Source organism: Streptomyces sp. NBC_00557 (genome assembly GCF_036345995.1).
Classification (GTDB): Bacteria; Actinomycetota; Actinomycetes; order Streptomycetales; family Streptomycetaceae; genus Streptomyces.
In genome coordinates, this window is record NZ_CP107796.1 from 1,261,168 (window position 1) to 1,285,224 (window position 24,057).

General features: G+C 73.3%; 22 protein-coding genes and 1 pseudogene. 15 read left to right on the forward strand and 8 right to left on the reverse strand.

Features of this window, described 5'->3' with window-relative positions; translation table 11 throughout:
- Window positions 1-88 precede the first annotated feature (88 nt).
- Entirely contained in the window at window positions 89-1,120 is a 1,032-nt protein-coding gene (locus OG956_RS04985; RefSeq protein ID WP_443065528.1) for a DUF3048 domain-containing protein, read from the forward strand.
- Between the two features lie 55 nt (window positions 1,121-1,175).
- Here the strand turns inward: OG956_RS04985 and OG956_RS04990 are convergent, their stop codons facing one another.
- Complete coding sequence (locus tag OG956_RS04990; RefSeq protein WP_330336712.1) at window positions 1,176-1,640, reverse strand: MarR family winged helix-turn-helix transcriptional regulator; 465 nt, start codon at window positions 1,638-1,640, stop codon at window positions 1,176-1,178.
- 184 nt (window positions 1,641-1,824) lie between these two features.
- Between OG956_RS04990 and OG956_RS04995 the strand changes: the two genes are divergently transcribed.
- The 8 genes and pseudogenes from OG956_RS04995 (at window position 1,825) to OG956_RS05030 (ending at window position 8,118) form a co-directional block, all read left to right on the forward strand.
- On the forward strand, window positions 1,825-2,580 hold the full coding sequence (locus OG956_RS04995; protein ID WP_330336713.1) for a CoA transferase subunit A: 756 nt from the start codon (window positions 1,825-1,827) through the stop codon (window positions 2,578-2,580).
- Window positions 2,580-3,224: a CoA transferase subunit B gene (locus OG956_RS05000; RefSeq protein ID WP_330336714.1), complete on the forward strand. Its 645-nt coding sequence runs from the start codon at window positions 2,580-2,582 to the stop codon at window positions 3,222-3,224. Before OG956_RS04995 ends, OG956_RS05000 begins: the two co-directional genes overlap by 1 nt.
- A gap of 38 nt (window positions 3,225-3,262) precedes the next feature.
- Window positions 3,263-3,400, forward strand: a pseudogene (locus tag OG956_RS05005) (3-oxoadipyl-CoA thiolase); the annotation flags it as partial.
- Between the two features lie 16 nt (window positions 3,401-3,416).
- Window positions 3,417-4,190, forward strand: coding sequence for a protocatechuate 3,4-dioxygenase subunit beta (gene pcaH, locus OG956_RS05010; RefSeq protein ID WP_330336715.1), 774 nt, complete (start codon window positions 3,417-3,419; stop codon window positions 4,188-4,190).
- A 5-nt stretch (window positions 4,191-4,195) separates the two neighbouring features.
- A complete protein-coding gene (pcaG, locus tag OG956_RS05015) occupies window positions 4,196-4,798 on the forward strand; it encodes a protocatechuate 3,4-dioxygenase subunit alpha (protein WP_330336716.1) in 603 nt (200 codons plus the stop codon).
- Window positions 4,795-6,138, forward strand: a complete 1,344-nt coding sequence (gene pcaB, locus OG956_RS05020; protein WP_330336717.1) for a 3-carboxy-cis,cis-muconate cycloisomerase — start codon at window positions 4,795-4,797, stop codon at window positions 6,136-6,138. Before pcaG ends, pcaB begins: the two co-directional genes overlap by 4 nt.
- The gene (gene pcaDC, locus OG956_RS05025) at window positions 6,135-7,262 is read left to right on the forward strand and encodes a bifunctional 3-oxoadipate enol-lactonase/4-carboxymuconolactone decarboxylase PcaDC (RefSeq protein ID WP_330336718.1); all 1,128 of its coding nucleotides are present in this window, start codon (window positions 6,135-6,137) and stop codon (window positions 7,260-7,262) included. The genes pcaB and pcaDC overlap by 4 nt, the downstream gene beginning before the upstream one ends.
- Before the next feature lie 64 nt (window positions 7,263-7,326).
- Entirely contained in the window at window positions 7,327-8,118 is a 792-nt protein-coding gene (locus OG956_RS05030; protein ID WP_330336719.1) for an SDR family NAD(P)-dependent oxidoreductase, read from the forward strand.
- 193 nt (window positions 8,119-8,311) lie between these two features.
- On the opposite strand, the gene OG956_RS05035 is transcribed toward OG956_RS05030, so the two are convergent.
- Entirely contained in the window at window positions 8,312-10,996 is a 2,685-nt protein-coding gene (locus tag OG956_RS05035; RefSeq protein WP_330336720.1) for an ATP-binding protein, read from the reverse strand.
- Between the two features lie 349 nt (window positions 10,997-11,345).
- Between OG956_RS05035 and OG956_RS05040 the strand changes: the two genes are divergently transcribed.
- A complete protein-coding gene (locus tag OG956_RS05040) occupies window positions 11,346-12,422 on the forward strand; it encodes a DUF2510 domain-containing protein (RefSeq protein ID WP_330336721.1) in 1,077 nt (358 codons plus the stop codon).
- Between the two features lie 135 nt (window positions 12,423-12,557).
- On the opposite strand, the gene OG956_RS05045 is transcribed toward OG956_RS05040, so the two are convergent.
- Window positions 12,558-13,226, reverse strand: coding sequence for a TetR/AcrR family transcriptional regulator (locus OG956_RS05045; protein WP_330336722.1), 669 nt, complete (start codon window positions 13,224-13,226; stop codon window positions 12,558-12,560).
- A gap of 303 nt (window positions 13,227-13,529) precedes the next feature.
- Between OG956_RS05045 and OG956_RS05050 the strand changes: the two genes are divergently transcribed.
- Both OG956_RS05050 and OG956_RS05055 read left to right on the forward strand, forming a co-directional pair.
- Window positions 13,530-14,333, forward strand: a complete 804-nt coding sequence (locus OG956_RS05050) for a phosphatase PAP2 family protein (RefSeq protein WP_330336723.1) — start codon at window positions 13,530-13,532, stop codon at window positions 14,331-14,333.
- Window positions 14,330-15,289 (forward strand): hypothetical protein, encoded by a 960-nt coding sequence (locus tag OG956_RS05055; protein WP_330336724.1) that lies wholly within the window; start codon window positions 14,330-14,332, stop codon window positions 15,287-15,289. The genes OG956_RS05050 and OG956_RS05055 overlap by 4 nt, the downstream gene beginning before the upstream one ends.
- Before the next feature lie 61 nt (window positions 15,290-15,350).
- Here OG956_RS05055 and OG956_RS05060 read toward each other — a convergent pair whose 3' ends face one another.
- The 3 genes from OG956_RS05060 to OG956_RS05070 form a co-directional block, all read right to left on the reverse strand.
- Complete coding sequence (locus OG956_RS05060; RefSeq protein WP_330336725.1) at window positions 15,351-15,686, reverse strand: hypothetical protein; 336 nt, start codon at window positions 15,684-15,686, stop codon at window positions 15,351-15,353.
- Window positions 15,687-15,863: 177 nt separating this feature from the next.
- Window positions 15,864-16,727: a phospholipid scramblase-related protein gene (locus OG956_RS05065; RefSeq protein ID WP_330336726.1), complete on the reverse strand. Its 864-nt coding sequence runs from the start codon at window positions 16,725-16,727 to the stop codon at window positions 15,864-15,866.
- Between the two features lie 66 nt (window positions 16,728-16,793).
- The gene (locus OG956_RS05070; protein WP_330336727.1) at window positions 16,794-18,842 is read right to left on the reverse strand and encodes a phosphocholine-specific phospholipase C; all 2,049 of its coding nucleotides are present in this window, start codon (window positions 18,840-18,842) and stop codon (window positions 16,794-16,796) included.
- A 242-nt stretch (window positions 18,843-19,084) separates the two neighbouring features.
- Here OG956_RS05070 and OG956_RS05075 point away from each other — a divergent pair, with 242 nt between their 5' ends.
- The 3 genes from OG956_RS05075 to OG956_RS05085 are packed head-to-tail and all read left to right on the forward strand — an operon-like array spanning window position 19,085 to window position 21,245.
- Window positions 19,085-20,149 carry an aromatic ring-hydroxylating dioxygenase subunit alpha gene (locus OG956_RS05075; protein ID WP_330336728.1) on the forward strand — a complete coding sequence of 355 codons (1,065 nt, stop codon included), beginning with the start codon at window positions 19,085-19,087 and terminating at the stop codon, window positions 20,147-20,149.
- Window positions 20,146-20,319, forward strand: a complete 174-nt coding sequence (locus tag OG956_RS05080) for a hypothetical protein (RefSeq protein ID WP_330336729.1) — start codon at window positions 20,146-20,148, stop codon at window positions 20,317-20,319. Before OG956_RS05075 ends, OG956_RS05080 begins: the two co-directional genes overlap by 4 nt.
- Window positions 20,316-21,245, forward strand: coding sequence for a PDR/VanB family oxidoreductase (locus OG956_RS05085; protein ID WP_330336730.1), 930 nt, complete (start codon window positions 20,316-20,318; stop codon window positions 21,243-21,245). The genes OG956_RS05080 and OG956_RS05085 overlap by 4 nt, the downstream gene beginning before the upstream one ends.
- Before the next feature lie 15 nt (window positions 21,246-21,260).
- On the opposite strand, the gene OG956_RS05090 is transcribed toward OG956_RS05085, so the two are convergent.
- Window positions 21,261-21,656 carry a group I truncated hemoglobin gene (locus tag OG956_RS05090; protein ID WP_330336731.1) on the reverse strand — a complete coding sequence of 132 codons (396 nt, stop codon included), beginning with the start codon at window positions 21,654-21,656 and terminating at the stop codon, window positions 21,261-21,263.
- 179 nt (window positions 21,657-21,835) lie between these two features.
- Complete coding sequence (locus OG956_RS05095) at window positions 21,836-24,013, reverse strand: discoidin domain-containing protein (protein WP_330336732.1); 2,178 nt, start codon at window positions 24,011-24,013, stop codon at window positions 21,836-21,838.
- Window positions 24,014-24,057: the final 44 nt, after the last annotated feature.

Sequence of the window (24,057 nt, forward strand, 5' to 3'; positions counted from 1 at the left end):
CCGGGCCGGCCCGCACCACCGCACCGGGTGCGGGTATGGCCGGCGACGACCGATGAGCGCACAATCGGACAGACGAACGGGGGGCATCATGGGCGAAGGACACAGAGCGCGCATACGACACGCGGCACCGCGGCGGGCAGCGCCGACCGCTCCGCTGCCCCTGGCCTTGGCCTTGGCCCTGGCCCTGGCCGTCTCCCTCCTGGCCGGCTGCACCCACCACGGCCGGGACGACGCCCGCGCCCCGCGGCAGACCCCCACCGCTCCCCCGCCGTCGCCCTCGCTCCCGGCTCCCTCGGTCACGGCGGCCGGTTCGCCGCTGGCCGTGAAGATCGACAACGTGTCCGCGGCCCGCCCGCAGACGGGGCTCGACGGGGCCGACGTGGTGTACGCCGAGCAGGTGGAGGGCGGCCTGAGCCGGCTCATGGCGGTGTACGCCACCCGGCTCCCCCGGACGGTCGGGCCGGTGCGCAGCGTCCGCGCGTCGGATCTGGAGCTGCTGCGCCAGTTCCACCGGCCGACGCTCGCCTTCTCCGGCGCCCAGCACAAGCTGCTTCCGCTGATCGACAAGGCGCCGCTGCGGGCGGAGTCCCCTGACGAGGCCCCCGCCGCCTACTACCGGGGCAGCGGCAGGGCCGCCCCGCACAACCTCTACGTCCACCCCGGCAAGCTGCTGCCGTCCGCCCCGGGCAGGGCGGCGCTGACGACCGGCTTCGGCTACGGCCCGGCCCCGGCCGGCGGCACCCCCACCGCCTCGCGCACCGTCCGCTACCCGGCCGCCCGCTTCGGCTTCACCTGGTCGCCCGGACGGCACCGCTGGCTGGTCGCGATGGACGGCACGCCCACGACGACGACGGACGGCGCACGGGTGGCGGCGGCGACGGTCGTCGTGCAGTACGTGAAGATCACGGCCTCCCGCTACCACGACGTGCTCGGCAACCACACGCCGTACACCGGGACGGTCGGCTCGGGAAAGGCGCAGGTGCTGCGCGACGGCCGGTCCTTCGACGCCTCCTGGTCGCGGCCGGCCGCGGCGGACGGCACGACGTTCACGGCGGCGGACGGCAGCCGGATGAACTTCGCCGACGGCCAGGTGTGGGTGGTGTTCGCGCCGGCGCCGTGACGTGTGCCGCACGGCGGCCCTGCCGTTCCCGCGCGGCCCTGCCGTTCCCGCGCGGTCAGCCCTGGGCGGCGAGCGGCTCGGCCGGGTTGCGCAGGTGCTCCGCCGCGTCCGCGACCCGGCGGAGCAGGTCGAAGAACACGGTCTGCTCCTCGGCGGACAGCGGCGCGAGGAAGACCTGGTTCATCCGGGCGGTGCGCACGGTCAGCCTGCGGTGGCTGCGCAGCCCCTCGTCGGTGAGCCGGAGCAGGAAGCGCCGGCCGTCCTGCGGGTCGCGCACCTTGTGCAGCAGACCGCGGCGGCCGAGCCGGCTGATGACCTCGGCGACGGTCGACCGGTCCAGGCCCACCCGCTCCCCCACGGTGCGCTGGTCGAGGCCCGGCTCGGCGACGAGCGCGTTCATGACCGCGAACTGCGGTGAGGTGATCTCCTCGGAGACCATCGTGTTCCACAGCAGGTAGTGCGCCTGCTGCAGCCGCCGCGCCAGGTGCCCGGGATGGGTGGTGAGGTCCACCGCGGCCATGTGCACTCCCCTGATCGATTCGTAGGTGCACTGAACAATACCCGGCGCCCCGGTTGCGTGTCGTCCACACCGAGCCGGGAAAAGCTGAGGTATTGACGGTTGCGCGCGCCGGTGGCAGCGTGAGGGACACCTCGCTGAAATACTCAGTGCCCTGATTAATTGCTGAAGAGATGGGGCTTCACGGATGGACAAGGTGGTCGCCACGGCCGCTGAGGCGGTGGCCGACGTGCCGGACGGCGCGTCCCTCGCCGTCGGCGGGTTCGGGCTGAGCGGCGTGCCGAACGTGCTGATCCAGGCGTTGTACGAGCGCGGAGTCGGCTCTCTGTCGGTCGTCTCCAACAACTGCGGGGCCATGGACACCGGTCTCGCGGTGCTGCTGGCCGCGGGCCGGATCGCCCGGGTCACCGGCTCCTACATCGGCGCCAACAAGGAGTTCGCCCGCCAGTACCTGGCCGGTGAGCTCGAGGTCGAGCTGATCCCGCAGGGCACGCTGGCCGAGCGGCTGCGGGCGGGCGGTGCCGGGATCCCCGCGTTCTACACGCCGGCCGGAGTGGGTACGCAGGTCGCCGAGGGCGGACTGCCCTGGCGCTACGACGGCTCAGGCGGGGTCGCGCTGTCCTCGCCGGCGAAGGAGGTGCGGGAGTTCGACGGCGCCGAGTACGTCCTCGAGCGCGGCATCCGCACGGACTTCGCGCTGGTCCGGGCGGCGCGCGGGGACCGGCACGGCAACCTCGTCTTCAGCAAGTCCAGCCGGAACTTCAACCCGCTGGCCGCGATGGCCGGGCGGATCACCGTCGCCGAGGTCGAGGAGCTGGTCGAGCCCGGCGGGATCGACCCCGACGCGGTGCATCTGCCGGGCATCTTCGTGCAGCGGGTGGTCGCCCTCACCCCGGAGCAGGCGGCGGACAAGAAGATCGAGCGGCGGACGGTGAGCGGCTGATGGCCTGGACACGCGAACAGATGGCCGCGCGGGCGGCGCGGGAGCTGCGGGACGGCCAGTACGTCAACCTCGGCATCGGCCTGCCCACGCTGATCCCCAACCACCTGCCCGAAGGCGTCGAGGTCGTCCTGGAGAGCGAGAACGGCATCCTGGGCACCGGCCCCTACCCCGCCGACGACCAGGTCGACCCGGATCTGATCAACGCGGGCAAGGAGACCGTCACGGTGCTGCCGGGCGCGTCCTTCTTCGACTCCGCGCTGTCCTTCGCCATGATCCGGGGCGGGCACATCGACGTGGCCGTGCTCGGCGCGATGCAGGTGTCCGCCGGCGGCGATCTGGCCAACTGGGCGGTGCCGGGCAAGCTGGTCACCGGGATCGGCGGCGCGATGGACCTCGTCCACGGCGCCCGGCAGGTGATCGTGGTGATGACGCACACCGCGAAGGACGGCTCCCCGAAGATCCTCAAGGAGTGCACGCTGCCGCTCACGGGCAAGGCGTGTGTGAACCGGGTCATCACCGATCTCGCGGTGCTGGACGTCACCGAGCGGGGTCTCGCCCTGGCCGAGTGCGCGCCGGGTGTCGCCGTCGACGACGTCGTCGCCCGCACCGACGCCGAACTCCTCATCAGCGAGGACCTGCTGTGAACGCGATCAACACGGTGTACGTCGTCGAGCCCGAGCGGGGGACCCCCCATGGCGCCTCCGGCGCCCGCCTCGCCGGCACGGTCGCCCACCAGCTCGCCCGCCGCGGCTCCGGCACCGGCGTGGCCACCCTCTGCATCGGCGTGGGCCAGGGCCTCGCCCCCGTCCTCGAACGCTGACCCCCCAGGACTTGCCATGACGCTCACCCAGCAGGACATCGACCAGGAGATCGCCGCCGAGCACGCGGCGTACGAGAAGCGCGTCGCCGACGGCGCGCCCGTCGAGCACCACCCGCGCCGTGACTACGCGCCGTACCGGTCCTCGGTGCTGCGCCACCCCAAGCAGCCCCTGGTCGCCATCGACACCGCCCAGGACCCGGAGATGGTGGAGCTGCACTCCCCCGCCTTCGGGGAACGCGACATCACCATGATCGACAACGACCTCACCCGGCACCACCGGGGCGAACCGGTCGGTGAGCGGATCACCGTCTCCGGGCGGCTGCTCGACCGCGACGGGCGCCCGGTGCGCGGTCAGCTGATCGAGATCTGGCAGGCCAACTCGGCCGGCCGCTACGCCCACCAGCGGGAACAGCACGACGCCCCGCTGGACCCGAACTTCACCGGCTTCGGCCGCACCCTCACCGACGCCGAGGGCCGCTACCACTTCACCACCATCCAGCCCGGCCCCTACCCGTGGCGCAACCACGTGAACGCCTGGCGCCCGGCGCACATCCACTTCTCGGTGTTCGGCACGGCGTTCACGCAGCGGCTGGTGACGCAGATGTACTTCCCGAACGACCCGCTGTTCCCGTACGACCCGATCCTGCAGTCGGTGACGGACGACGCGGCCCGGCAGCGGCTGGTCGCCACCTACGACCACAGCCTGTCGGTGCCCGAGTTCTCCCTCGGCTACCACTGGGACATCGTGCTGGACGGCCCGGCCGCCACCTGGATCGAAGAAGGACGCTGACCGCCATGACGAAGATCGACACGAGCAGCCCGGAGCGGGTGCTGCCCACCCCGTCCCACACGGTCGGCCCCTTCTACGGCTACGCCCTGCCCTTCCGCGGCGGCGAGGAGATCGCCCCGCTCGGCCACCCGGACACGATCACCGTGCACGGGTACGTCCTCGACGGCGCGGGCGAGCCGCTGCCGGACGCGCTCGTCGAGCTGTGGGGTCCGCGCCCCGACGGCACGGTCCCGCGGGTGGACGGCTCCATCCGGCGCGATCCGGCCACCGGCGGCTATCTCGGCCGCAACGGCGTGGAGTTCACCGGCTGGGGCCGCATCCAGACCGACGCCGACGGCCACTGGTACGCCCGCACCCTCCGCCCCGGGGCCCGCGGACGGGGCGCGCCGTACCTCAGTGTCTGCGTGTTCGCCCGCGGTCTGCTCGTGCACCTGTTCACCCGGATCTATCTGCCGGGCGACGAGGCCGCGCTCACCGCCGACCCGCTGCTCACCCGGGTGGGCGAGCGGCGCGACACGCTGATCGCCGCCGAGGAGGGTCCGGCCGCCTACCGTTTCGACATCCGCCTTCAGGGCGAAGGCGAGACGGTCTTCCTGGAGTACCAGTGACATCCATCCACAGGGACGGCGACACCGGCCTGCTCGCCCCCGGGTGGGCCGGCTCCCCCGCCGCCGACGCGACCGGCGACAGCGCGTGCCTGCGGGCCCTGCTGGACGCCGAGGCCGCCCTGACCCGGGCCCAGGCCGCGCTCGGCCTCGCCCCGGCCGAGGCCGCCGAGGCGGTGACCCGGGCGGCCGACCCCGCCCGTTTCGACGTGCGTTCCCTCGCCGAACGCGCCCGCGCCGGCGGCAACCCGGTCATCCCGCTCGTCGCCGACCTCACCGCCGCCGTGGGCGAGCCGTACGGCCCCTATGTGCACCGGGGCGCGACCAGCCAGGACATCCTGGACACCGCGCTGATGCTGGTCGCCGCCCGCACCCTGGACCTGCTCCGCGCCGACCTCGACCGCACCGGGCGCGCGCTGGCGGACCTGGCCGCCGCACACCGGGACACGCCGATGCCGGGCCGCACCCTCACCCAGCACGCGGTGCCGACGACCTTCGGCCTGAAAGCGGCCGGCTGGCGGTCGCTGGTCCTGGACGCCCGGGACCGCGTGACGGCGGTGCGCGAGGCCCTGCCCGCCCAACTCGGCGGCGCCGCCGGGACACTGGCGGCCTTCGAGGCGTACGGGGCCCAGGACCCGGTCGCCCTGACGGCGGCCTACGCCCATGAGGCCGGCCTGGCCGCACCGCGGTTGCCCTGGCACACCCTGCGCACCCCGATCGCCGACCTGGCCGGCTGCCTGGCGTTCACCGCGGGCGCCCTGGGCAGGATCGGCGAGGACGTGCTGACCCTGTCGCGCACCGAGATCGCCGAGGTGACCGAGGGCAGCGGCGGGGGCTCGTCCGCCATGCCGCACAAGGCCAACCCCGTGCGCTCCACCCTCCTCTCGGCCGCGGCCCGGCGCGCCCCGCAGCTCGCGGCCACCCTGTACGGCTGTGTCGCCGCCGGGGACGAACGCCCGGCCGGGGCCTGGCACGCCGAGTGGGAGCCGCTGCGCGACCTGCTCCGGCTGACCGGCGGCGCGGCGCGGGACGCGGCCGAACTCGCCGCGGGCCTCGGCGTGAACGCCGGTGTCATGCGCCGCGATCTGGACCTGACCCGCGGGCTGATCGTCTCCGAGCGGCTGTCCGCCGTCCTGGCGCCCCGGCTCGGCCGCGCCCGGGCCAAGGAGCTGCTGACCACGCTCGCCCGCCGCACGCGTGCCGAGCACCGCTCGCTCGGCGAACTCCTGGCGGAAGAGCCCCAGTTGAAGGACCTGGACCTGGACCTGGGCGAGCTGACCGACCCCGCCCGCTACACCGGTTTCGCCGGTGCCCTCACCGACCGTGCCCTGGAGCGACGTTGACCGAGAAACTCCTCAACCACCGGGCGGAAGGCCCGGCTTCGGCCCCCGCGCTGCTGCTCGGGCCCTCGCTCGGCACCTCGTACGCCCTGTGGGACGCGCTCGCCCCCGAACTGTCGGTGCGTCACCGCGTGGTGCGCTGGGACCTGCCCGGGCACGGCGGCTGCGCGCCGGAGCTGATCGGGCCGGGCGCGACCGTCGCCGACCTCGCCGCGCTGGTGCTGGATCTCGCCGACGCGCTCGGCGTCGACCGGTTCGCCTACGCGGGCGTCTCCCTCGGCGGCGCGGTCGGCCTGCACCTGGCCGTGCACCACCCCGACCGGCTGACCTCGCTGGCGGTCATCTGCTCCTCCGCCCACTTCGGCGGCGAGTCGCCCTGGCGGGAGCGGGCCGAGCGGGTGCGCCGGGAGGGCATGGAGTGGCTGGCGCAGAGCGCGGACGCACGCTGGTTCACCCCCGGGTTCACCGTGCCGGGGCTGGTCCGGGACCACCGGGAGGCCGATCCGGAGGCGTACGCCGCCTGCTGCGACGCGCTCGCCGCGTTCGACCTGCGCGACCGGCTCGGCGCCATCGCCGTGCCGACGCTGCTGGTGGCGGGCAAGCAGGATCCCGCGACGCCGCCCGCGCATCTGCGGGAGATCGCCGACGCGGTGCCCGGCGCGACGCTGGTGGAGCTGCCCGGCGCCTCCCATCTCGCGCCCGCCGAGTGCCCGGAGGCCGTGCTGGCCGCGCTGCGCACCCTGCTCGACGGGCCGCCGGCGAGCGGGATGGCGGTGCGCCGGGAGGTGCTGGGCGACGCGCACGTGGACCGGGCGCAGGCCCGGCAGACCCCGTTCACCGCCCGCTTCCAGGACTTCATCTCCCGCTACGCCTGGGGCGAGATCTGGACCGATCCGACGCTGTCCCGGCGCGAGCGCAGCATGATCACGCTGACCGCGCTGGTCGCCCACGGGCACTACGACGAGCTGGCGATGCACGTCCGGGCGGCGCGGCGCAACGGGCTCACTCCTCAGGAGATCGGCGCTGTGCTGCTGCAGACCGCCGTGTACTGCGGGGTGCCGGCCGCCAACTCGGCGTTCGCGACGGCCCAGCGGGTGCTCGACGAGGAGGACGGCGAAGGAGGGTGACCCTGCCGGTCGTAGCTTCGGCAGCACCTCCCTCGCGGCGCCGGGCCGTGCCTAGGGTGGAAGCATGTCCACCATTCTGATCACCGGCGCCACCTCCGGACTCGGCCGGTACGTCGCCTTCGAACTGGTCCGGTCCGGCCATGCCGTCCTGGTCCACGGCCGGGACCGGGACCGCACCGAGCGGCTGGTCGCGGAGCTGCGCACCGAGGGCGAGGCCGAGGGGTTCGTCGCCGACCTGGCGCGGCTGGCCGAGGTGCGCGAGCTGGGCGCGTGGGTCGCCGGGGCCCGTCCGGACCTCGACGTGCTGATCAACAACGCGGGGGTGGGCGGCGGCGCGCCCGGCTCCGGGCGGGAGCTGAGCGCCGACGGGCACGAGCTGCGGCTCGCCGTGAACTATCTCGCGCCCGTCGTCCTCACCCGGTCCCTGCTGCCGGTCCTGCGGTCCAACGCGCCGGCCCGGATCGTGAACGTCGGCTCGGCCGGCCAGGAACCCCTCGACTTCGCCGACCCCGAGCTCACCCGCGGCTACACCGGGATGTCGGCGTACTGCCGCAGCAAGTTCGCCCTCGCCGCGCACACCTTCACCCTCGCCGAGGAACTCGCCGGCAGCGGGGTCTCGGTGAACGTCCTGCACCCGGCCACCTTCATGGACACCGCGATGGTCCGCGAGGGCGGGATCACCCCGTGGAACCCGGTCGCCGACGGCGCGCCCGGCGTCCTGGCGCTGGCCACGCAGGATCTCGGCAGCGGGGGCTACTTCGACGGGACGCGGCGTGCACGGGCGCACGAGGAGACGTACGACCCCCGGGTGCGCGAGCGGCTGGCGGCGGTCACGGAGCAGTTGCTGACGGTGTGAGGGGCTGCGGTACGGCGTCGACGGCATACGAGCCGCGGTCGCCCGGACACCGGCGACTGCATACCGCAAACGGCGGATCGTCTGCGGTCGTCTGCAGACCGTCGGCCGCCCACGGGATACCGCACGCCGCATACGGCAGCCGGTCGACGGTATACGGGCGCCTGCACACAGTCGTCCGCCCGCACGCATCCGCCTACCGCAGCCCGAGTCCCGTCTCCAGTGCCTGGCTCGCGCGGGCCACGAGTCCCTCCGCGCCGCAGGCCCGGGCGAGGTCGAGGCCCCGGGTCAGTTCGGTGACGGAGCGGGCGGCGATGCCGTACTCGACGCGGGCCGCCGCGTGTTCGTACTGGCAGGGTGAGGACTCCAGGTAGGCGACGGCCCGCGCGGCGAGCTGGGCCGCGCGGCGGCCGGTCTCCAGGGCGGCGGCGCAGCGCAGGGCCTCGCCGATGGCGGTGTCCGTGCCGAAGCGTTCGGCCTGCCGGCGGGCCTCGGCCGCGAGGTGGGCGGCGCGCTCGGGGTGCTGTCCGGCGAGGGCCTTGGCGAGGTCGATGGACCACGGGGACAGGACCGGGTTGTGGCCGCCGCGTGAGGCCGCGGTCTTCTCGGCGGCCTCCAGTTCGTGGATGCCGTCCTCGGTGCGGCCGACGGCGAGCAGCAGCCGGCCACGCACACAGCGGATGTCGGGCAGCACGATCGTGGACGGGTAGGGCGGTGCGAAGCCGTACTGCTCGGCGATCGACCAGGCCTCCTCGGTACGGCCGCGGGCGAGCAGGGTGTCGACCAGTCCGCAGGTCGCCGACCAGTACAGCGGCAGGCGGCGGCCGACGCGTTCGGCGAGGACGAGGGCCTCGCGCAGGGCGGACTCGGCGTCGCGCAGCCGGCCCTGCCTGCGGTAGGCGAGGCCGAGGAAGGCGTTGGCCAGGGAGAGGTGGCCGCCGCGCCAGCCGGCCGTGGTGTAGACGCGCAGGGCCTCGGCGAACAGGCTCTCGGCGCGGTCCAGCCGGTCGGCGTAGGCGTACGCGCTGCCGAGCATCATCAGCAGCTCGATGCCCCATTCGGGGTCGGTCCAGCCGAGGCCGGGGGCGAGGCGGCCGTTGACGAGGGCGCGGTCGCACAGGTCCAGGACCTCCTCGGCGCTCTCGCCGTGGGCCATGGCGTCGAAGCCGCGCAGGATGAGCAGGGCGCGTTCGGAGTTGTCGCGGCCGGTGCAGGTGCTCGCGAGTTCGGCGAGGCGCCGGGAGCGGGCCGGGGAGACGGTCTCGCCGTGGATGGCCTCCCACATGAACTGCACGGCCTGCAGCCGCATCCGCACGGGGCCGGGCCGGTGCCGGGCGGCTTCGGCCTCGACCGTGCGGACGGCGTCTTCCAGCTGGTCGTTGTGGAGCAGCGCCTGGGAGAGCCGGACCACCGCGTCGACCCGGCGTTCGGGGTCGAGGCCGGGCATGCCGAGGGCGTGCCGGAGGTGTTCGACGGTGACGGCGGGCGCGGTGAGCAGGGTGGCGCAGCCCAGTTCGTACAGGACGTGCGGCTGGACCTCGGGGAGCGGCGGTTCCCGCAGGGCGCGTTCGAGGCAGGTGCGGGCGGCGTCGGGCGCGCCGACGGCGAGGTGTTCGCGGGCGGCCTCGCGCAGCTGCTCGACGAGTTCCTCGTCGCCGTCGGGGTGGACCTTCAGCAGGTGCCGGGCGGCCTGGGCGGCGCCACGTCCCAGCTCGGTGATGAGCTGGGCGGCGACGCCGTGCATGGCGGTGCACACGCCGGACGGGATGGAGTCGTAGACGGCGCTGGCGATGAGCGGGTGGACGAACTCCAGCTCGCCGTCCTGGTGTTCGCCGCCGGCCGCGGGGTCGGGCGCGGTGAGGATGCGGGCGGTGCGGAGCAGATCGGCGCAGTGCCGGGCGACGGGCTCGTCCATGGCGGCGAGGCGGGCGACCATGTCGACGGTGATGCCGGTGCCGAGGATGGCGGCCGCCCAGGCGAACTGGGTGGCCTCCAGGCCGAGTTGCTTGATCCGGTCGACGATTCCGCCGCCGCGTGCGGCGCGGTTGAGGGCGCGCAGTTCGCCGGCACTCGCCTCGACCGGGTGCAGCTCGCTGTCCCGCACCTTGGCGAGGAGTTCGGTGGTCTCGTAGGGGTTGCCGGCGGTGACGGCCCAGACCTCGCGGCAGAAGGCGTCGTCGGCGTGCCGGCCGAGGGCGGCGCGGGTGAGTCCGGCGGCGGCGTCGGGGGTGAGGGCCTTGAGGTTGCCGACGGGGCGGCCCGCCGCGGCGGCCACCGCGTCGAGGTGGCGGGCGCTGTCGCCGCCGGCCTCGCCGGGGCGGCGGGCGACGACGACGAGGACGGAGAGGTCGTCCAGGCGCGCGGTGAAGGCGGCGAGCCAGCGCAGGGTCTCCTGGTCGGCCCAGTGCGCGTCGTCGATCATCAGCACCAGCGGCCATGCGCGGCGGGCGAGCCGGCGTACCGCGGCGACGAGGCCGTCGCACACGTACTGCGGGTCGGCGCTGGCCTCCTGCGGGTGCGCTATGCCCAGGGCGGGGCCGGCGATGTCGTACCAGTCGCCGAGGTACTCGCGGGCCTCCTCGGGGAGTAAGGACAGCAGGGCGGGCTGGAGCAGCTGCCGTACGACGTTGAACGGGACGGACCGCAGGGTCTCGGCGCCGCGCGCGGACCACACGGTGCAGCCGCGGCGTTCGGCGATGCGGCGGATCTCGGCCAGCAGGGCGGTCTTGCCGATGCCCGCCTCGCCGCGGAAGACCAGCAGGCCGCCCGCGGACGACTGGTCGGCGCACAGGAGGTCCAGTGCCCGCGTGGCGGTGGCGAGTTCCGCGTCCCGCTCCCACAGGGAAGCCGAGGCGGCCGCCGGCGGCCGTCCCTCCGTCATGCCGTTCCCTCCCCAAGGTCGCCCGGATGGCGTACACGCCCGAGCGTAGCCGTCCGGTGGGACGCGTGGTGGCCGCACGGGGCAGGTGTTGCCCCGGCGGGTGAAAGCGGGCGGGGAGGGGCGACGTCCGGGTGGGCCGGGCGTCTGCTCGGCGGCGGAGACAGTGTCGGCCGGGGCGGACCGGAAGCCGGTTCTCCGTGGACTCTCGCGAGGCCCACGGGGCTCAAGGCGGCGGCGTGAACGGTCTGGAGCGATGCGGAGAAAAAAACCCGGGGTGAAATGTCCGGTCCGGTGGTGTGGCGGCGGATCCTCTCATCCCGCTTTCACCGACGCCTCATACGGTGGGGACATGACGCAGGTGACTCCTCCCGGGTGGTACCCCGACCCCGGGCAGACGAACGACGGCCCGCCCACCGAGCGCTGGTGGGACGGCAGGGCCTGGACGGACCGGACCCGCCCCGCGGGCACGGCCGCCGCCTGGGGTCCCCCACCGCAGCCCCCGGCGGCCGGCGCCCCGCAGCCGGCACAGCCGGCGGCGTACTCGGCCGCGCCCGCGTACGGCGGGCAGCCCGCCTACCCGGCGTATCCGCCGTATCCCGTGCCGCCCCCGGCCGGGCCGCGGCGCGGGGTGCGCACGGGCATAGCCGTGACGGTGGCGGCCGCGGTGCTCGCGTGCATCGGGGTCGGCGTGTGGGCCCTCACCAAGGACACCGGGAGCGGTGCCGACCGGGCCGGGTCCCGGCAGGGGGCGGCGGGCGGACCGGACGGCGGCCGGGGCGGGCCGGGCGGCGGCTTCGGCGGCCAGGGCGGGTCCGGCGGCCCGGAGGGTCCGGGAGGGCCGGGCGGCTCCGGCGGCGCCTCGCCGTCGCCGGACGAGTCGGCGGCGCCCAAGGTGCCGGGCGGCGGCATGGTGCCGGACCCGGTCGACGGCATCAGCCTGCCGGTGCCGAAGGGCTGGACCGGGCAGACGTTCCGCGCCGGCGCGCAGGTGACCTCCGACGACTCCTACAAGTGCCCGGGCGACTCCTCGCAGACGTGCACCCCGGGCGGCGCCTACTCGGCCCCGGCGCAGGTGCTGGGCACGAAGGGCGACACGGCCGAGGAGGTCGCCAAGGCGGACATCACGGCCAACGCCAAGGAGTCCTACGGCGGCAAGGTCTACGGCGGCATCACCTCGCACCAGGTGCTGGGCTCCGGCACGGTGACGGTGGCCGGGCAGAAGGGGTACATGGTGCGCTGGAAGGCGGTCACCAGCAAGGGCGCCGACGGCTATGTGGAGTCGGTCGCCTTCCCCTCGCCCGAGGACGCCAGGCGGATGGTGGTGGTGCGGTTCGGCATCGACGTCGGGCAGAAGACGTCGGTCGTCGACGAGATCCTCAAGGGGATCGAGGTCTCCTCCGCCGACGGCAGCGGCCAGGACGTCTGACCGCCGGCCCGGGCGGGCCGCGCCCGGACGTGTGCGGCCGGGCGGGGCACCCCTCCGCTCAGGAGGTGCCCCACCCGGCCGGTGGTGCGCGCCGCCCCCGTCCCCACGGTGCGGCGCGTACAGGTCACCGTTCCGTCATCCCCTGAACGGCGGCCTGGGCTCGGGTTCGCGCTCGTCGTCGTGCGGCTCTTCGGCCAGTCCGAGCGCGGGCAGGACGACGGCCTCGACGAACCGGCTCAGATAGTCGGAGTCGGCGTACTCGCCGCAGAGCACCGGCCGCACGCGCAGCACGCCGAACATCATGGCCGGGACGAACTCCAGCGCCGGATGACCGGCCCTGATCTCGCCCCGGTCGACGCCTCGCGCGAGGATCTCCTGCAGCGCCGCGATCTCCGGGTTCACCAGCGCCTCGCGCAGCGCCTGGGCCAGTTCGTGGTCGGCGGTCACCGCGGGCCCCAGTGCCTGCAGCAGCCTGGTGTCCTTGCCGGACCAGTCCCCTGCGGCCCGCGCGGCCTGGCGCAGGTCCTCGGCGACCGATCCGGTGTCGATGCCGGCGAACCGCACCCGGCGGTTGGCGCGCAGCGCGGCGGCGACGAACTGGGGCTTGGTCTTCCACTGCCGGTACAGCGTGGACTTGCTGCACCGGGTGGTGGCGGCGACGCCCTCCATGGTGACGGACTCGTAACCGCACTCGCGGATCTGGTCCAGCACGGCGTCGAAGAACTCCCGCTCACGCTCGGGCGTGATCTTGGAGCGGCGCGAGGCGACGACCGTCTCCGGTCCGTCCGCGGCCTGCGACGTCATGCGCTGCTTCCCCTCACTCGTGTCCGGCGGTGACTTCGGTACGGCCCGCTGAAGCCTCGTTCGAGCCGGGCTCGAGCCGGGCTGTGGAGCCTGTGCTTCCAGTGTGTCGTACATCAACCGATACGCCAGTGTACCGGTACTCGGCCGTATCGGTACACTGGCGTATCGGTACCACACCGTATCGGTACCTCACCGTATCGGTGCATCGCCGTATCGGTACGAGGACGTATCGAAGAGCCCTGGCCCAGCGCGGGGGCTCGTCCGCACCACCACACGCACCACCGTCAGCGAAGGGGCCGGGGGATGACTGCGCGAACCGCGCCTGCACAGGCGGCGCCGGAGCCGCGGCACACGGCCGCGCGCCCGGCGCTCATACGTGAGCTGCTGCTGGTCGCGGGGCTCTTCCTCGTCTACAAGCTCGGCCGGCAGCTGGCCACGGGGCACACCGCCGAGGCCCTGCGCAACGCCCACCGGGTGTGGCACCTGGAGCGGACGCTGGACCTGCCGCACGAGACCGCGGTGCAGTCCCCGCTGCTGCACGGCACCACCCTGGTCCACCTCGCCAACACCTACTACGCCACCGTCCACTTCCCGGCGACGCTGGCCTTCCTGGTCTGGCTGTACCTCAGGCGCCCCGCGCACTACGTGTGGGCCCGCCGGGTGCTCGCGGTCGTCACCACGGCCGCGCTGGTGCTGCCGTTCACGTTCCCGCTGGCCCCGCCCCGGATGCTCACCGGCACCGGCCTGGTGGACACCGCGCGGGTCTACGGCCCGGACGTGTACGGCCCGCCCTCCAGCGACCATCTGTCCAACCAGTTCGCCGCGATGCCCTCCCTGCACTTCGGCTGGGCGCTGATGGTGGCGATCGGCCTGATCGCGGCCACCCGGTCCCGGTGGCGATGGCTGTGGCTGTTGCACCCGCTGATCACCCTGCTGGTGATCGTGGGCACGGCGAACCACTACTGGCTCGACGCGATCATCGCCACCGCCATGCTCGGCATCACCCTCGCGGTGATCCATCCGCCGCACCGGACGGCCACCACGGCCGGGCGCGGTACCGGCCGGCTCGCGCCGCGCGAGCCCGTCCTGGCGGGAGCGGGCCGATGAGCGCCGCCGCCGTGGCCGCCGTCGCGCTCTCCCTCGTCTCCGCGGTCGCCTACGCGCTGGCCGCGGTCGCCCAGGAACGCCTCGCGTCCCGCACCACCGGCACCGGCCTGCTGCAGCTGCTCGGCACGGGCGCCTGGTGGTGGGCGGTCGGGCTGAACGCGGCCGCCGCGCTGCTGCACGTCGTCGCCCTCAAGTACGGTCCGCTCACCCTGGTCCAGCCGCTGGGCGCGCTCACCCTGGTCGCGGCCGTGCCGCTCGGCGCACGGGCGGCCGGGCGCCGGGTCAGCGCGGTGGAGTGGCGCGGTACGGCGCTGACGCTGCTCGGACTCGCCGCGCTGCTCGTGACCGCCTCCGGTCCGGCGCCCGCGCGGGTGCTGTCGCTCACCGAGGCGCTGGCGGTCGCCGGTACGACCGCGGCCGCGATCGGCATGCTCTCCTGGCCCGGCGCCCGGCCCGGGCTCAGGCACGCCACGGCGTCCGGTTTCGCCTCCGGGGTCGCCTCCGCGCTCACCCAGACGGTGACCGTGGCCGCCACCGACCGCACGGGCCCGGCGCTGAGCACCGAGGTGATCGTGGTCGCCGTGCTCGTCGCCGCGTTCGCCGTCGGCGGGCTGCTGCTGTCGCAGACCGCCTACCGAGGCGGCCTCGGCGCACCGCTGGCCCTGGTCACCCTCGCCAACCCGGTGGCCGCCGCGGTCATCGGCCTGACCCTGCTCGGCCAGGGCCTCCACGGCGGCCCGGCCGGCGTCCTGCTGGCCCTCGCCGGTGCGGGCCTGGCGTCCTGGGGCGTGGTGCTGCTCACGCGGGTCGGGCCGCAGGGCGCGCCGGAGCAGGTGCACGCGGAGGAGGACCACCCCGTCGCCCGGGTGCTGGCCCTGGAACCGGACACGGCTGCGGCCGAACCGGCCCTGATACCGCGGCAGCCGGAACAGCCCGGACATCTCACGGCGCTCTGACGCCCGGGGCCGCAACACGCCGGCGCGGCCGGCGACGCGGGTCCCGCGCCGGCGGACCGGTTCAGTCCGCGTGGACCAGTGCTTCCTTCTGGAGCTGCACGGCCGCCAGCAGGCTCAGCCTCGGCTCCGCCTGACGCAGTGCCTTCACCGCGGCGACCGAGGCGAGGTCCCCCGCGAAGCCCACGGCGGCCAGCCGGGACCGGGTCCAGCGGGCGCGCACCCGGCCCTCGCTGGCGGCCGCGGTCGACTCGACGACGGCCAGGGCGCGCTCCAGGCCCGGACGCTCCTCGGGCTTCGCCCCGGCCAGCGCCGCACGCAGCGCGTCGGCGACCACGTCCGCGTCCCGGATGACCGGTACGACGTCGTGCTTCCTGCTCAGCCCCGTGAAAACAGCCATGGGGATCATGCTGGTCGCCGAGCCCCTTGGGCGGCAAGGGACTTGAGGTTGCTCAGAGGTGCCCGCCAAGGCGACGGGGCCCGGAACGTGCCGCGGCGGCCGGTGCCCGCCACCCGTGCGTGCACCGGCCGCCGTCGCCGTGGTGCGAGGCCTGCCCGCTCCCCCGTCGGGGCCCGCTCAGTTCCAGCCCCGCGAGTCCTGCTTGAGGGCGGTGTCGACGGTGAGGGCCGTCGCCACCACGAGGCTCAGCAGCGGCTCGGGCAGCTGGTAGTGGATCTGCAGGACGTAGTTGTCCGCGGTCGTGAAGAGCGTCTTGGCGAGGCCCTCCCAGGTCTTGGTGATCCGGGCGACCTCGTTGTCCGCGTGGTCGACGATCGCGAAGTTCCACGCCCGCCAGTTCTCCGCCTTGATCGCGCCGACCTGCCGGCCGTCCGCGTTCATCGCGAAGTTGATCTTCCCGATCATGTTCTGCTGGACGATCTCGCCGACCTGCGAGCCGTCCGGACGCGAGACGATCACCCGGGACTTGAAGAACTTCGCGGGCCGGGTCAGCAGCAGCTGCGGCTGGCCGTAGGCGTCGCGGATCTCCAGCTTGTGGGTCATGAACTGGTCGAGGCTGGAGACGAAGCGCAGGATCTTCTTCAGCGCGCTCTGCCCGACCTCGGTGACCGAGCCGATCTCCCGGCCGTTCTGGTCCATGACCTTGTACTCGTTGGTCAGCTCGATCAGCTTGGCCTTCTGGTTCACGACCAGGACGGGCTCGGTGAACAGGGTGCCGCCGCCGGCACCGCCGGCCGCGACACCGGCCTGCTGCTGCACCTGGCGCTGCACCTTGGGGTCGGCGCCCTGCGCCTGCGGGGCGCCGTACTGCTGGGGCGCGGCCTGCTGGGGGGCCGCCTGCTGCTGCGGCACCTGACCGGCGGCCTGCTGCGCCGGGTTGGTGTGCTCGGTCCACTGCGCGCCGTCCCAGTAGCGGAGCGTCTGCGGTGCTCCGTGCGGATCCGGGTACCAGCCTGCAGGAGTGTTCGATTGCGTGGTCACCGGGGCACACTACCCTGATGTGACCGGTACCTGACCAGTCCGCACGGAGCGGTGTTCATCGCCCGTTCACTCCGAGGCGATCGCCGGGTCGCTGACGCCGGGCCTGCCGTTCTCGACATGGCCGGCGAAGCCGCGCAGGAAGGCCGGGTCGGCGTCGCAGGTGACCGTCACGTCGTACCAGCGCCTGCTCGCGGTGAGGTCCACGGTGTGCCTGACGGTGGCACCGGGCCGTACGGTCACGGTGACCGGGCCGCCGCCGTACCCGTTGACGACCTTCAGCCGCACCGTGCCGGAACCCTTGTTGGTGAAGGTGAGTTCGAGGTTGTCGCCCACGTGCCGCGCGGTCGCCTCCGGTCCCGCCGCCCTGCCCCTGCCCTTGAAGACGCGCAGGAAGCCGTTGGGGCCGTGCACCGCGAGGTCGTGCACGCCGCCGGAGTAGGCCGAGTTCCAGGTGTCGGACAGGGACGTGCCGGCCGCGGTGGTGTAGGTCCAGGGCCCGTCGGTGCGGTTGCCGGAGGTCACCAGGAAGGCGGCGCCCGCGTGCGCCCCGGAGGCGAAGGTGAGCTTCAGGGTGCCGGCCGCGGTGTCCGCGGACCCGTCCACGAGGGGGGCGTACTTCAGCGGGCGGGTGGGCCGGCTGCCGGGCTCCTGCTTCGGCAGGGCGGGGTCGGCGGGCGGCTTGGGCACGTAGTCGGGGTGGCGGTCGTGGTCCGGCGGCTGGTAGGAGGCCGTGGACGGCAGCGCGATGGGCTTGGTGTCCCTGCGGGAGAAGTCGAAGGCGCTGGTGAGGTCGCCGGTGACGGCACGGCGCCAGGGCGAGATGTTGGGCTCGTGCACGCCGAAGCGGCGCTCGATGAACCGGATGATCGAGGTGTGGTCGAAGGTCTCGGAGCAGACGTAACCGCCCTTGCTCCACGGGGAGACGACCAGCATCGGCACGCGCTGGCCGAGCCCGTAGGGGCCGGCGACATGGCTCGCGTCGCCCTTGTACAGGTCGAGGGAGACGTCGACGGCCGACTTGCCCCGGTCGCCGGAGGCCGGCGGGAAGGGCGGTATCACGTGGTCGAAGAAGCCGTCGTTCTCGTCGTAGGTGAGGAACAGCGCGGTCTTCCCCCACACCTCGGGGTTGGAGGTGAGCGCGTCCAGGACCTGGGAGACGTACCAGGCGCCGTAGTTGGCGGGCCAGTTGGGGTGCTCGGTGAAGGCCTCGGGCGCGACGATCCAGGAGACCTGCGGCAGCGTGCCGGCCTTCACGTCGGCCCGCAGCCGGTCGAAGAAGCCCTCGCCCCTGCGGGCGTCGGTGCCGGTGCGGGCCTTGTCGTACAGCGGGTCGCCGGGCTTGGCATCGCGGTACTGGTTGAAGTACAGCAGGGAGTTGTCGCCGTAGTTGCCACGGTAGGCGTCGTCGATCCAGCCCCAGCCGCCGTTCGCGTCGAGGCCGTCACCGACGTCCTGGTAGATCTTCCAGGAAACCCCGGCCTTCTCCAGGCGCTCGGGGTACGTCGTCCAGCCGTAGCCCTTCTCGTCGTTGCCGAGGACCGGGCCGCCGCCCTGGCCGTCGTTGCCGACGTAACCCGTCCACATGTAGTAGCGGTTGGGGTCGGTGGAGCCCATGAACGAGCAGTGGTAGGCGTCGCAGATGGTGAAGGCGTCGGCGAGCGCGTAGTGGAACGGTATGTCCTGGCGGGTCAGGTGCGCCATGGTGGTGGTACCCTTGGCCGGCACCCACTTGTCGTACTTGCCCCCGTTGAACGCGGCCTGCGTGTCCTGCCAGCCGTGCGGCAGGTCCTGGATGAAGGCCAGACCCAGGTCGTCGGCGTCGGGGTGGAAGGGCAGCAGGTCCCTGGTGCCGTCGGACTGCTTCCAGACGGACCTGCCGTTCTGCGTGACGGGGCGGGGGTCGCCGAAGCCGCGGACACCCCGGAGCGTGCCGAAGTAGTGGTCGAAGGATCGGTTCTCCTGCATCAGGACGACGATGTGCTCGACGTCCTGGACCGTCCCCGTACGGTGGTGCGCGGGCAGCGCGGCGGCGCGCTGGATGCTGCTGGACAGCGCGGTGAACGCCGTGGTGGCGCCCGCGAGTTGGAGGAAGCGGCGCCGGTTGACTTCGGGCATGGGTCTGGGGGTCCTCTCGTCCTGGCGTACGTGATGCCGTGCAACTGACGGAATCTGCGCGGAGCGAGTGTTCCAAGAGCAGCAAACGTCAGGGAAGGGTGCGATGGCGCCTGTGTGAAAGTCGGCGGTCCGTGCGGTGCCCCTGCGGTCGCACGAAGGCTTCCGTCAGACGGAAGTCGGCGTTGCGCCTGGTGCGGCTCCTCCCGACGATGTGGCCACACCCACAGACGGGAGCCGCAAAGATGCCGCACATGACCGCTTTCGCGAGGAATCAGTGGTACGTCGCCGCCTACGGCGAGGAGGTCGGGCGCGAGCTGCTCGGCCGGACGATCCTCGGGGAACCGCTCGTCCTGTACCGCTCCGAGGAGGACGGCTCCCCGGTCGCCCTGCACGACCGGTGCGTCCACCGCAGGTATCCGCTCTCCTCCAGCGGCCTGGACGGCGACCGGATCGTGTGCGGGTACCACGGGTTCACCTACGACCGCACCGGCGCCTGCGTGTACGTGCCGGGGCAGAAGCGCATCCCGCGGACCGCGCGTGTCGCCTCCTACCCGGTGGTGGAGCAGGACTCGCTGGTCTGGGTGTGGATCGGCGACCCGGCGCTCGCCGACCCGCAGACCATCCCCCGGGCCCGGCACCTGGACTCCCCCGGCTGGACCACCGTACGCGGCATGGAGCCGATCGACGCCGACTACGGTCTGCTCGTCGACAACCTCCTCGACCTGTCCCACGAGACGTACCTGCACGGCGGTTACATCGGCACGCCCGAGGTCGCCGAGACGCCCATCACCACCGAGGTGGACGAGGGCGCGGGCGTGGTCCGGGTCAGCCGGCACATGGACGACGCCGAGTGCCCGCCGTTCTACGCCCGTTCGACCGGCATCGAGGGCCGGATCACCCGCTGGCAGGACATCGAGTACCACGCGCCCTGCCTGTATCTGCTGCACAGCCGGATCGCACCGGTGGGCGTCGTGCCCGAGCCGGACGGCAGTGATCCGCACGGCTTCCACACCGAGATCACCTACGCCATCACCCCGTCGGCCGACGGCAAGGTGTACGACTTCTGGGCGGTGTCCCGGGACTGGGCCACCGAGGACGCCGAGGTCACCGAGTTCCTGCGGGCCAACAACCACACCGTGGTGATGCAGGACGTGGACGCGCTCAACCTGCTGCAGCGCACGCTCGGCACCGAACGCACCGGGTACCAGGAGCTGAGCATCAACATCGACACCGGCGGTCTGGCCGCCCGGCGCATCCTGGCCCGGCTGGTGGAGGAGGGCGACAAGCCGGCCGAGGGGGTCCGGTGAGCGCCGGCACCGGCGAGGTGTACCGCATCGACTGGCTGCCGGGCACCGATGTGCTGCACGGCACCTGCCACTGCGGTGCGGAGCACACCGCCGAGGACCCGGTGCTGATGTGGGAGTGGATGCTGGCGCATCCCGAAGGACACGACACCGGCGAAGAGGCCGTACGGTGAGCGAACTCGAACTCGTGGTGAGCAGGCGGGAGCCGGCCGCCGACGGCGTGCTGGCGCTGACGCTGCGCGATCCGCTGGGCCGTGAGCTGCCCGGCTGGGAGCCCGGCGCCCATGTGGACCTGCTGCTCGGGCCGGGGCTGGAGCGGCAGTACTCGCTGTGCGGCGATCCGGCGGACCGGTCGGCGTGGCGGATCGCGGTGCTGCGCGAGACGGCCGGCAGGGGCGGCTCGGCCTATGTGCACGAGCAGGTGGGCGAGGGCGGGAAGGTACGGGTGCGCGGGCCGCGCAACCACTTCCGGCTGGAGCCCGCGCCGCGCTACCGGTTCATCGCGGGCGGCATCGGCATCACGCCCGTCCTGCCCATGCTGGCGGCGGCCGACGAGGCGGGCGCGGACTGGACGTTGCTGTACGGCGGACGCACCCGCGCCTCCATGGCGTTCACCGCGGAGCTGGCCCGCTACGGCGACCGGGTCACCCTCGCCCCGCAGGACGAGACCGGCCTGCTGGACCTCGCTGCGGTGCTGGACGACCTCGCCGAGGGCACCCTGGTGTACTGCTGCGGCCCGGGTCCGCTGCTGGACGCCGTCGAGGCACGCTGTCCGGCCGCGGCGCTGCGCGTGGAGCGGTTCGCGCCGAAGGAGCAACAGGCGGGCGGGGAGGAGGAGTTCGAGGTCTCCCTCGCCCGCAGCGGGCTCACCGTCACCGTCCCGCCGGACGTCTCCGTGCTGGACGCGGTGCGCGCCGCCGGGGTCGAGGTGCTGTACTCCTGCACGGAGGGCACGTGCGGCACCTGCGAGACGGACGTGCTGGAGGGCACCCCGGACCACCGGGACTCGGTCCTCACCGAGGAGGAACGGGCGGCGGGCGACACGATGATGATCTGCGTCTCCCGGTGCCGGGGCGCCCGGCTGGTGCTGGACCTGTGAGGACCGGCCGGACCGTCACGCGGTGACGATGTCCTCCTTCAGGGGCAGCAGGGCGTCGGCGATCGTGCCGATCGTCCCCTCGGCCACCCCGGCCTCGGACAGGGCGGCGGCGAGGTGGGGCACGACGCGGTCGAAGGCGGCCCGGGTCACCGCGAGGTGCTCGTGGGCCTTGCGCATGGAGCGGCCGGTGTAGGGACGGGCGGCGCCCAGCGCCTGGCCGATGAAGCGGCGCTGGTGCCGCTTGAGCCGGTCGAGGTCCACGCCCGTGAAGTACGGCTCCAGGGCGGGGTCGGCGAGGACCTTGGCGTAGAAGGCGTCGACGACGGCCGCGACGGCCTCCTCACCGCCCAGTTGCTCGAACAGGCTCGGGGAGGCGGTCGCGGCCGGGGTGCCGGAGGTGGTGTCGGTCATGGCCCCAGCGTCGCGCCGCCGTCTTGCCGGGGCGTGAGGGGACCGTTGCCGGGCCGTCAGAGCCCTCTCCGGTGCGGTGCGCGGCGCGGAGGAACGCTTCGTAACCGGTTTCTCGCACGCAGGGCCGGCGGCCGGAACACCGCACCGGAGGAGGGGGATGGGACGCGCCCGGGCGGGGGTCAGCTCGTCAGGTAGGCCTCGACCTCGCTGAACTGCCCCGCCGGCCAGCCCGTGTTGGCGCTGACGGTGAGGCGGAGGTACCGCAGGTTCGTGCCGCTCGGCAGGGAGACGGTGGCCGTGTTGCCGGTGGCCGGGTCGAAACGGTAGCCCTGGGAGCCCACGACGGTCGAGTAGGCCGAGCCGTCGGTGCTGCCGAGCACGGTGATGGTCTGGGTGCGGGCGCCCCAGGCCGAGGACGGCGGCAGCTTCAGCACCAGGCGTCGCACGGCGTAGGACGAGCCGAGATCGACCGTCCAGGACTGCGGGAAGGCGTTGTTCGCCGATTCCCAGTAGGAGTTCGCGTCGCCGTCGACCGCCTTGCCCGGCGTGTAGACGTCCTGCGAGCCGGTCGCCGAGGCCGGGCGGCCCTTGGCGAGGTTGCGGTTCGGGTCGGGCTCGGGGTTGCCCTGGCCGGGCTGGGGCCACGTGGAGCAGTCCGACCAGGTGCTGTTCCAGCCGGAGTTGCCGCCGCCGTCGGTGAGGGCGAAGGACCCCGAGTTCGCCGGGTAGGGGCAGTTGTAGACGCCGGCGGAGCCGACCTGGGTGGCGGTGACGTTCCTGAAGGCGGCGGCGCCCTGCGTCTCGGCCTGGACGACGACCGTGCCGGTGTTCTTCACGGTCGCACCGGACACGTTGACGTTCCTCACCGGGTAGCCGCGCCCGCCGCCGGAGACGAACTCGAAGGCGCTGTACGGGCTGTCGGTGATGGTGGTGTCGGTGATGTTCACCGTCGCGTCGATCGCGCTGTCGTAGGAGTCGACGCGCAGCGCGCCCATGGGGTGGTTCCAGTTGGGGTTCATCGCGCCGGTGCGCACCAGGGTGTTGCCGGAGACGGTGATGGTGCCGGCCAGGGGGGAGAAGGGGTCCATGAACTTCTGGTTGGAGATGGCGATGCCGCTGCCGAGGGCGTTGGTGTCGGAGACCAGGTTGTTCTTCACGGTCAGGTCGGTGCCGCCGTAGATCGCGATGCCGTTGGCGAGGTTGGGCTGCGAGACGGTGTTGTTCTCGAAGCTGGAGTCGGTGTCCGGGGAGTACAGCGACCACATGGCGAGGGCGTCGTCGCCCTGGTTGCGCAGGAAGTTGTTCCGGACGACGACGCCCTTGGCGGTGCCGTTGAGGTTGATGCCGTCGGCGGTGGTGTCGAGGAAGCGGCTGTTCTCCACGACCAGGTTGTCGTTGGTGCCCGTCAGCCACATGCCGCACTTGGTGTGCTGGATCCACATGCCGGAGACGGACGAGTTGGGGCCGAGGGAGCCGTTGACGAAGTTGTCGGGGCTGGAGTCGACGCGTTCGGTGACCGCGCCCATGACGGCGAAGTCCTTGATGTGGACGTTCCCCGCGGAGCCGGACTGGTCGATGAACCGGGAGGTGTGCACCACGGAGTACCAGCTGCCGGCGCCCTGGAGTGTCACGTTCTGCACGCCGTTCAGCGACGAGGTGATCCTGTAGTCGCCCGGCGGGATCCAGACCGTGCCGCCCTGGGCGGCGGCGATGGCGTCCCGGAAGGCCTGGGTGGAGTCGCCGTTGCCGGTGGGGTCGGCGCCCTTGGAGACGACGGACACCGAGCCCGCGGGCTGGGTGGCGGCGTCCGCGACCTGCTCGAAGTCGGCGACGTCGACCGTGACCTGGGTGCCGGTCGCCTCGACGGCGACCTTGTCGCCGGGCTGCACGGTCCGGCCCAGCAGCATCCGGGTGTCGTCGAAGAAGTGGTGCGTCTTGGCGCCGGGGATCCAGCCGGTGTCGATGTACGAGTACGTGGACGTCACCGGCAGGGTCCTGGCGAGTCTCGTGCCGTTGACGTACACGTTCAGCGAGCCGGACTGGCCGTCCGGGACGCTGTAGGAGAGGTTCACGGCGTTGGCGGCGCGCGGCACGGTGAACTCCACCCGCTGCCCGGCCGACAGCCGGACGGCCTGCCGCCCGGAGGCCTCCGAGGCGAGGGAGCCCTGGGTGTGGTCGGGGCCGATCTTCGTGCCGGTGGTGGTCGCCGACTCGGCTTCCACGGACGTGAAGGGCAGGGTGGCGCCCGCGGCCGCGTGCGCGGCGGGGGCGATGGTGACGAGCATGCCGGCGGCGAGGGCGACGACCGCCCCGATGGCCGGCATACGCCTGACATGTCTGGCGGTGCTGGTGGGCATGGGCTGATCCCTTCGTGGTGGGGGTTCGTGGGACAGCTGGTACG

Coding starts and splice junctions, on each gene's coding strand:
- OG956_RS05040 (WP_330336721.1), top strand. CDS start 11,346: ATGACGCAGGTGACTCCTCCCGGGTGGTACCCCGACCCCGGGCAGACG.
- OG956_RS05090 (WP_330336731.1), bottom strand. CDS start 21,656: ATGACCGACACCACCTCCGGCACCCCGGCCGCGACCGCCTCCCCGAGC.
- OG956_RS05000 (WP_330336714.1), top strand. CDS start 2,580: ATGGCCTGGACACGCGAACAGATGGCCGCGCGGGCGGCGCGGGAGCTG.
- OG956_RS05045 (WP_330336722.1), bottom strand. CDS start 13,226: ATGACGTCGCAGGCCGCGGACGGACCGGAGACGGTCGTCGCCTCGCGC.
- OG956_RS05060 (WP_330336725.1), bottom strand. CDS start 15,686: ATGGCTGTTTTCACGGGGCTGAGCAGGAAGCACGACGTCGTACCGGTC.
- OG956_RS05095 (WP_330336732.1), bottom strand. CDS start 24,013: ATGCCCACCAGCACCGCCAGACATGTCAGGCGTATGCCGGCCATCGGG.
- pcaH (WP_330336715.1), top strand. CDS start 3,417: ATGACGCTCACCCAGCAGGACATCGACCAGGAGATCGCCGCCGAGCAC.
- OG956_RS04995 (WP_330336713.1), top strand. CDS start 1,825: ATGGACAAGGTGGTCGCCACGGCCGCTGAGGCGGTGGCCGACGTGCCG.
- pcaG (WP_330336716.1), top strand. CDS start 4,196: ATGACGAAGATCGACACGAGCAGCCCGGAGCGGGTGCTGCCCACCCCG.
- OG956_RS05075 (WP_330336728.1), top strand. CDS start 19,085: ATGCCGCACATGACCGCTTTCGCGAGGAATCAGTGGTACGTCGCCGCC.
- OG956_RS04985 (WP_443065528.1), top strand. CDS start 89: ATGGGCGAAGGACACAGAGCGCGCATACGACACGCGGCACCGCGGCGG.
- OG956_RS05050 (WP_330336723.1), top strand. CDS start 13,530: ATGACTGCGCGAACCGCGCCTGCACAGGCGGCGCCGGAGCCGCGGCAC.
- OG956_RS04990 (WP_330336712.1), bottom strand. CDS start 1,640: ATGGCCGCGGTGGACCTCACCACCCATCCCGGGCACCTGGCGCGGCGG.
- OG956_RS05030 (WP_330336719.1), top strand. CDS start 7,327: ATGTCCACCATTCTGATCACCGGCGCCACCTCCGGACTCGGCCGGTAC.
- OG956_RS05070 (WP_330336727.1), bottom strand. CDS start 18,842: ATGCCCGAAGTCAACCGGCGCCGCTTCCTCCAACTCGCGGGCGCCACC.
- OG956_RS05055 (WP_330336724.1), top strand. CDS start 14,330: ATGAGCGCCGCCGCCGTGGCCGCCGTCGCGCTCTCCCTCGTCTCCGCG.
- OG956_RS05035 (WP_330336720.1), bottom strand. CDS start 10,996: ATGACGGAGGGACGGCCGCCGGCGGCCGCCTCGGCTTCCCTGTGGGAG.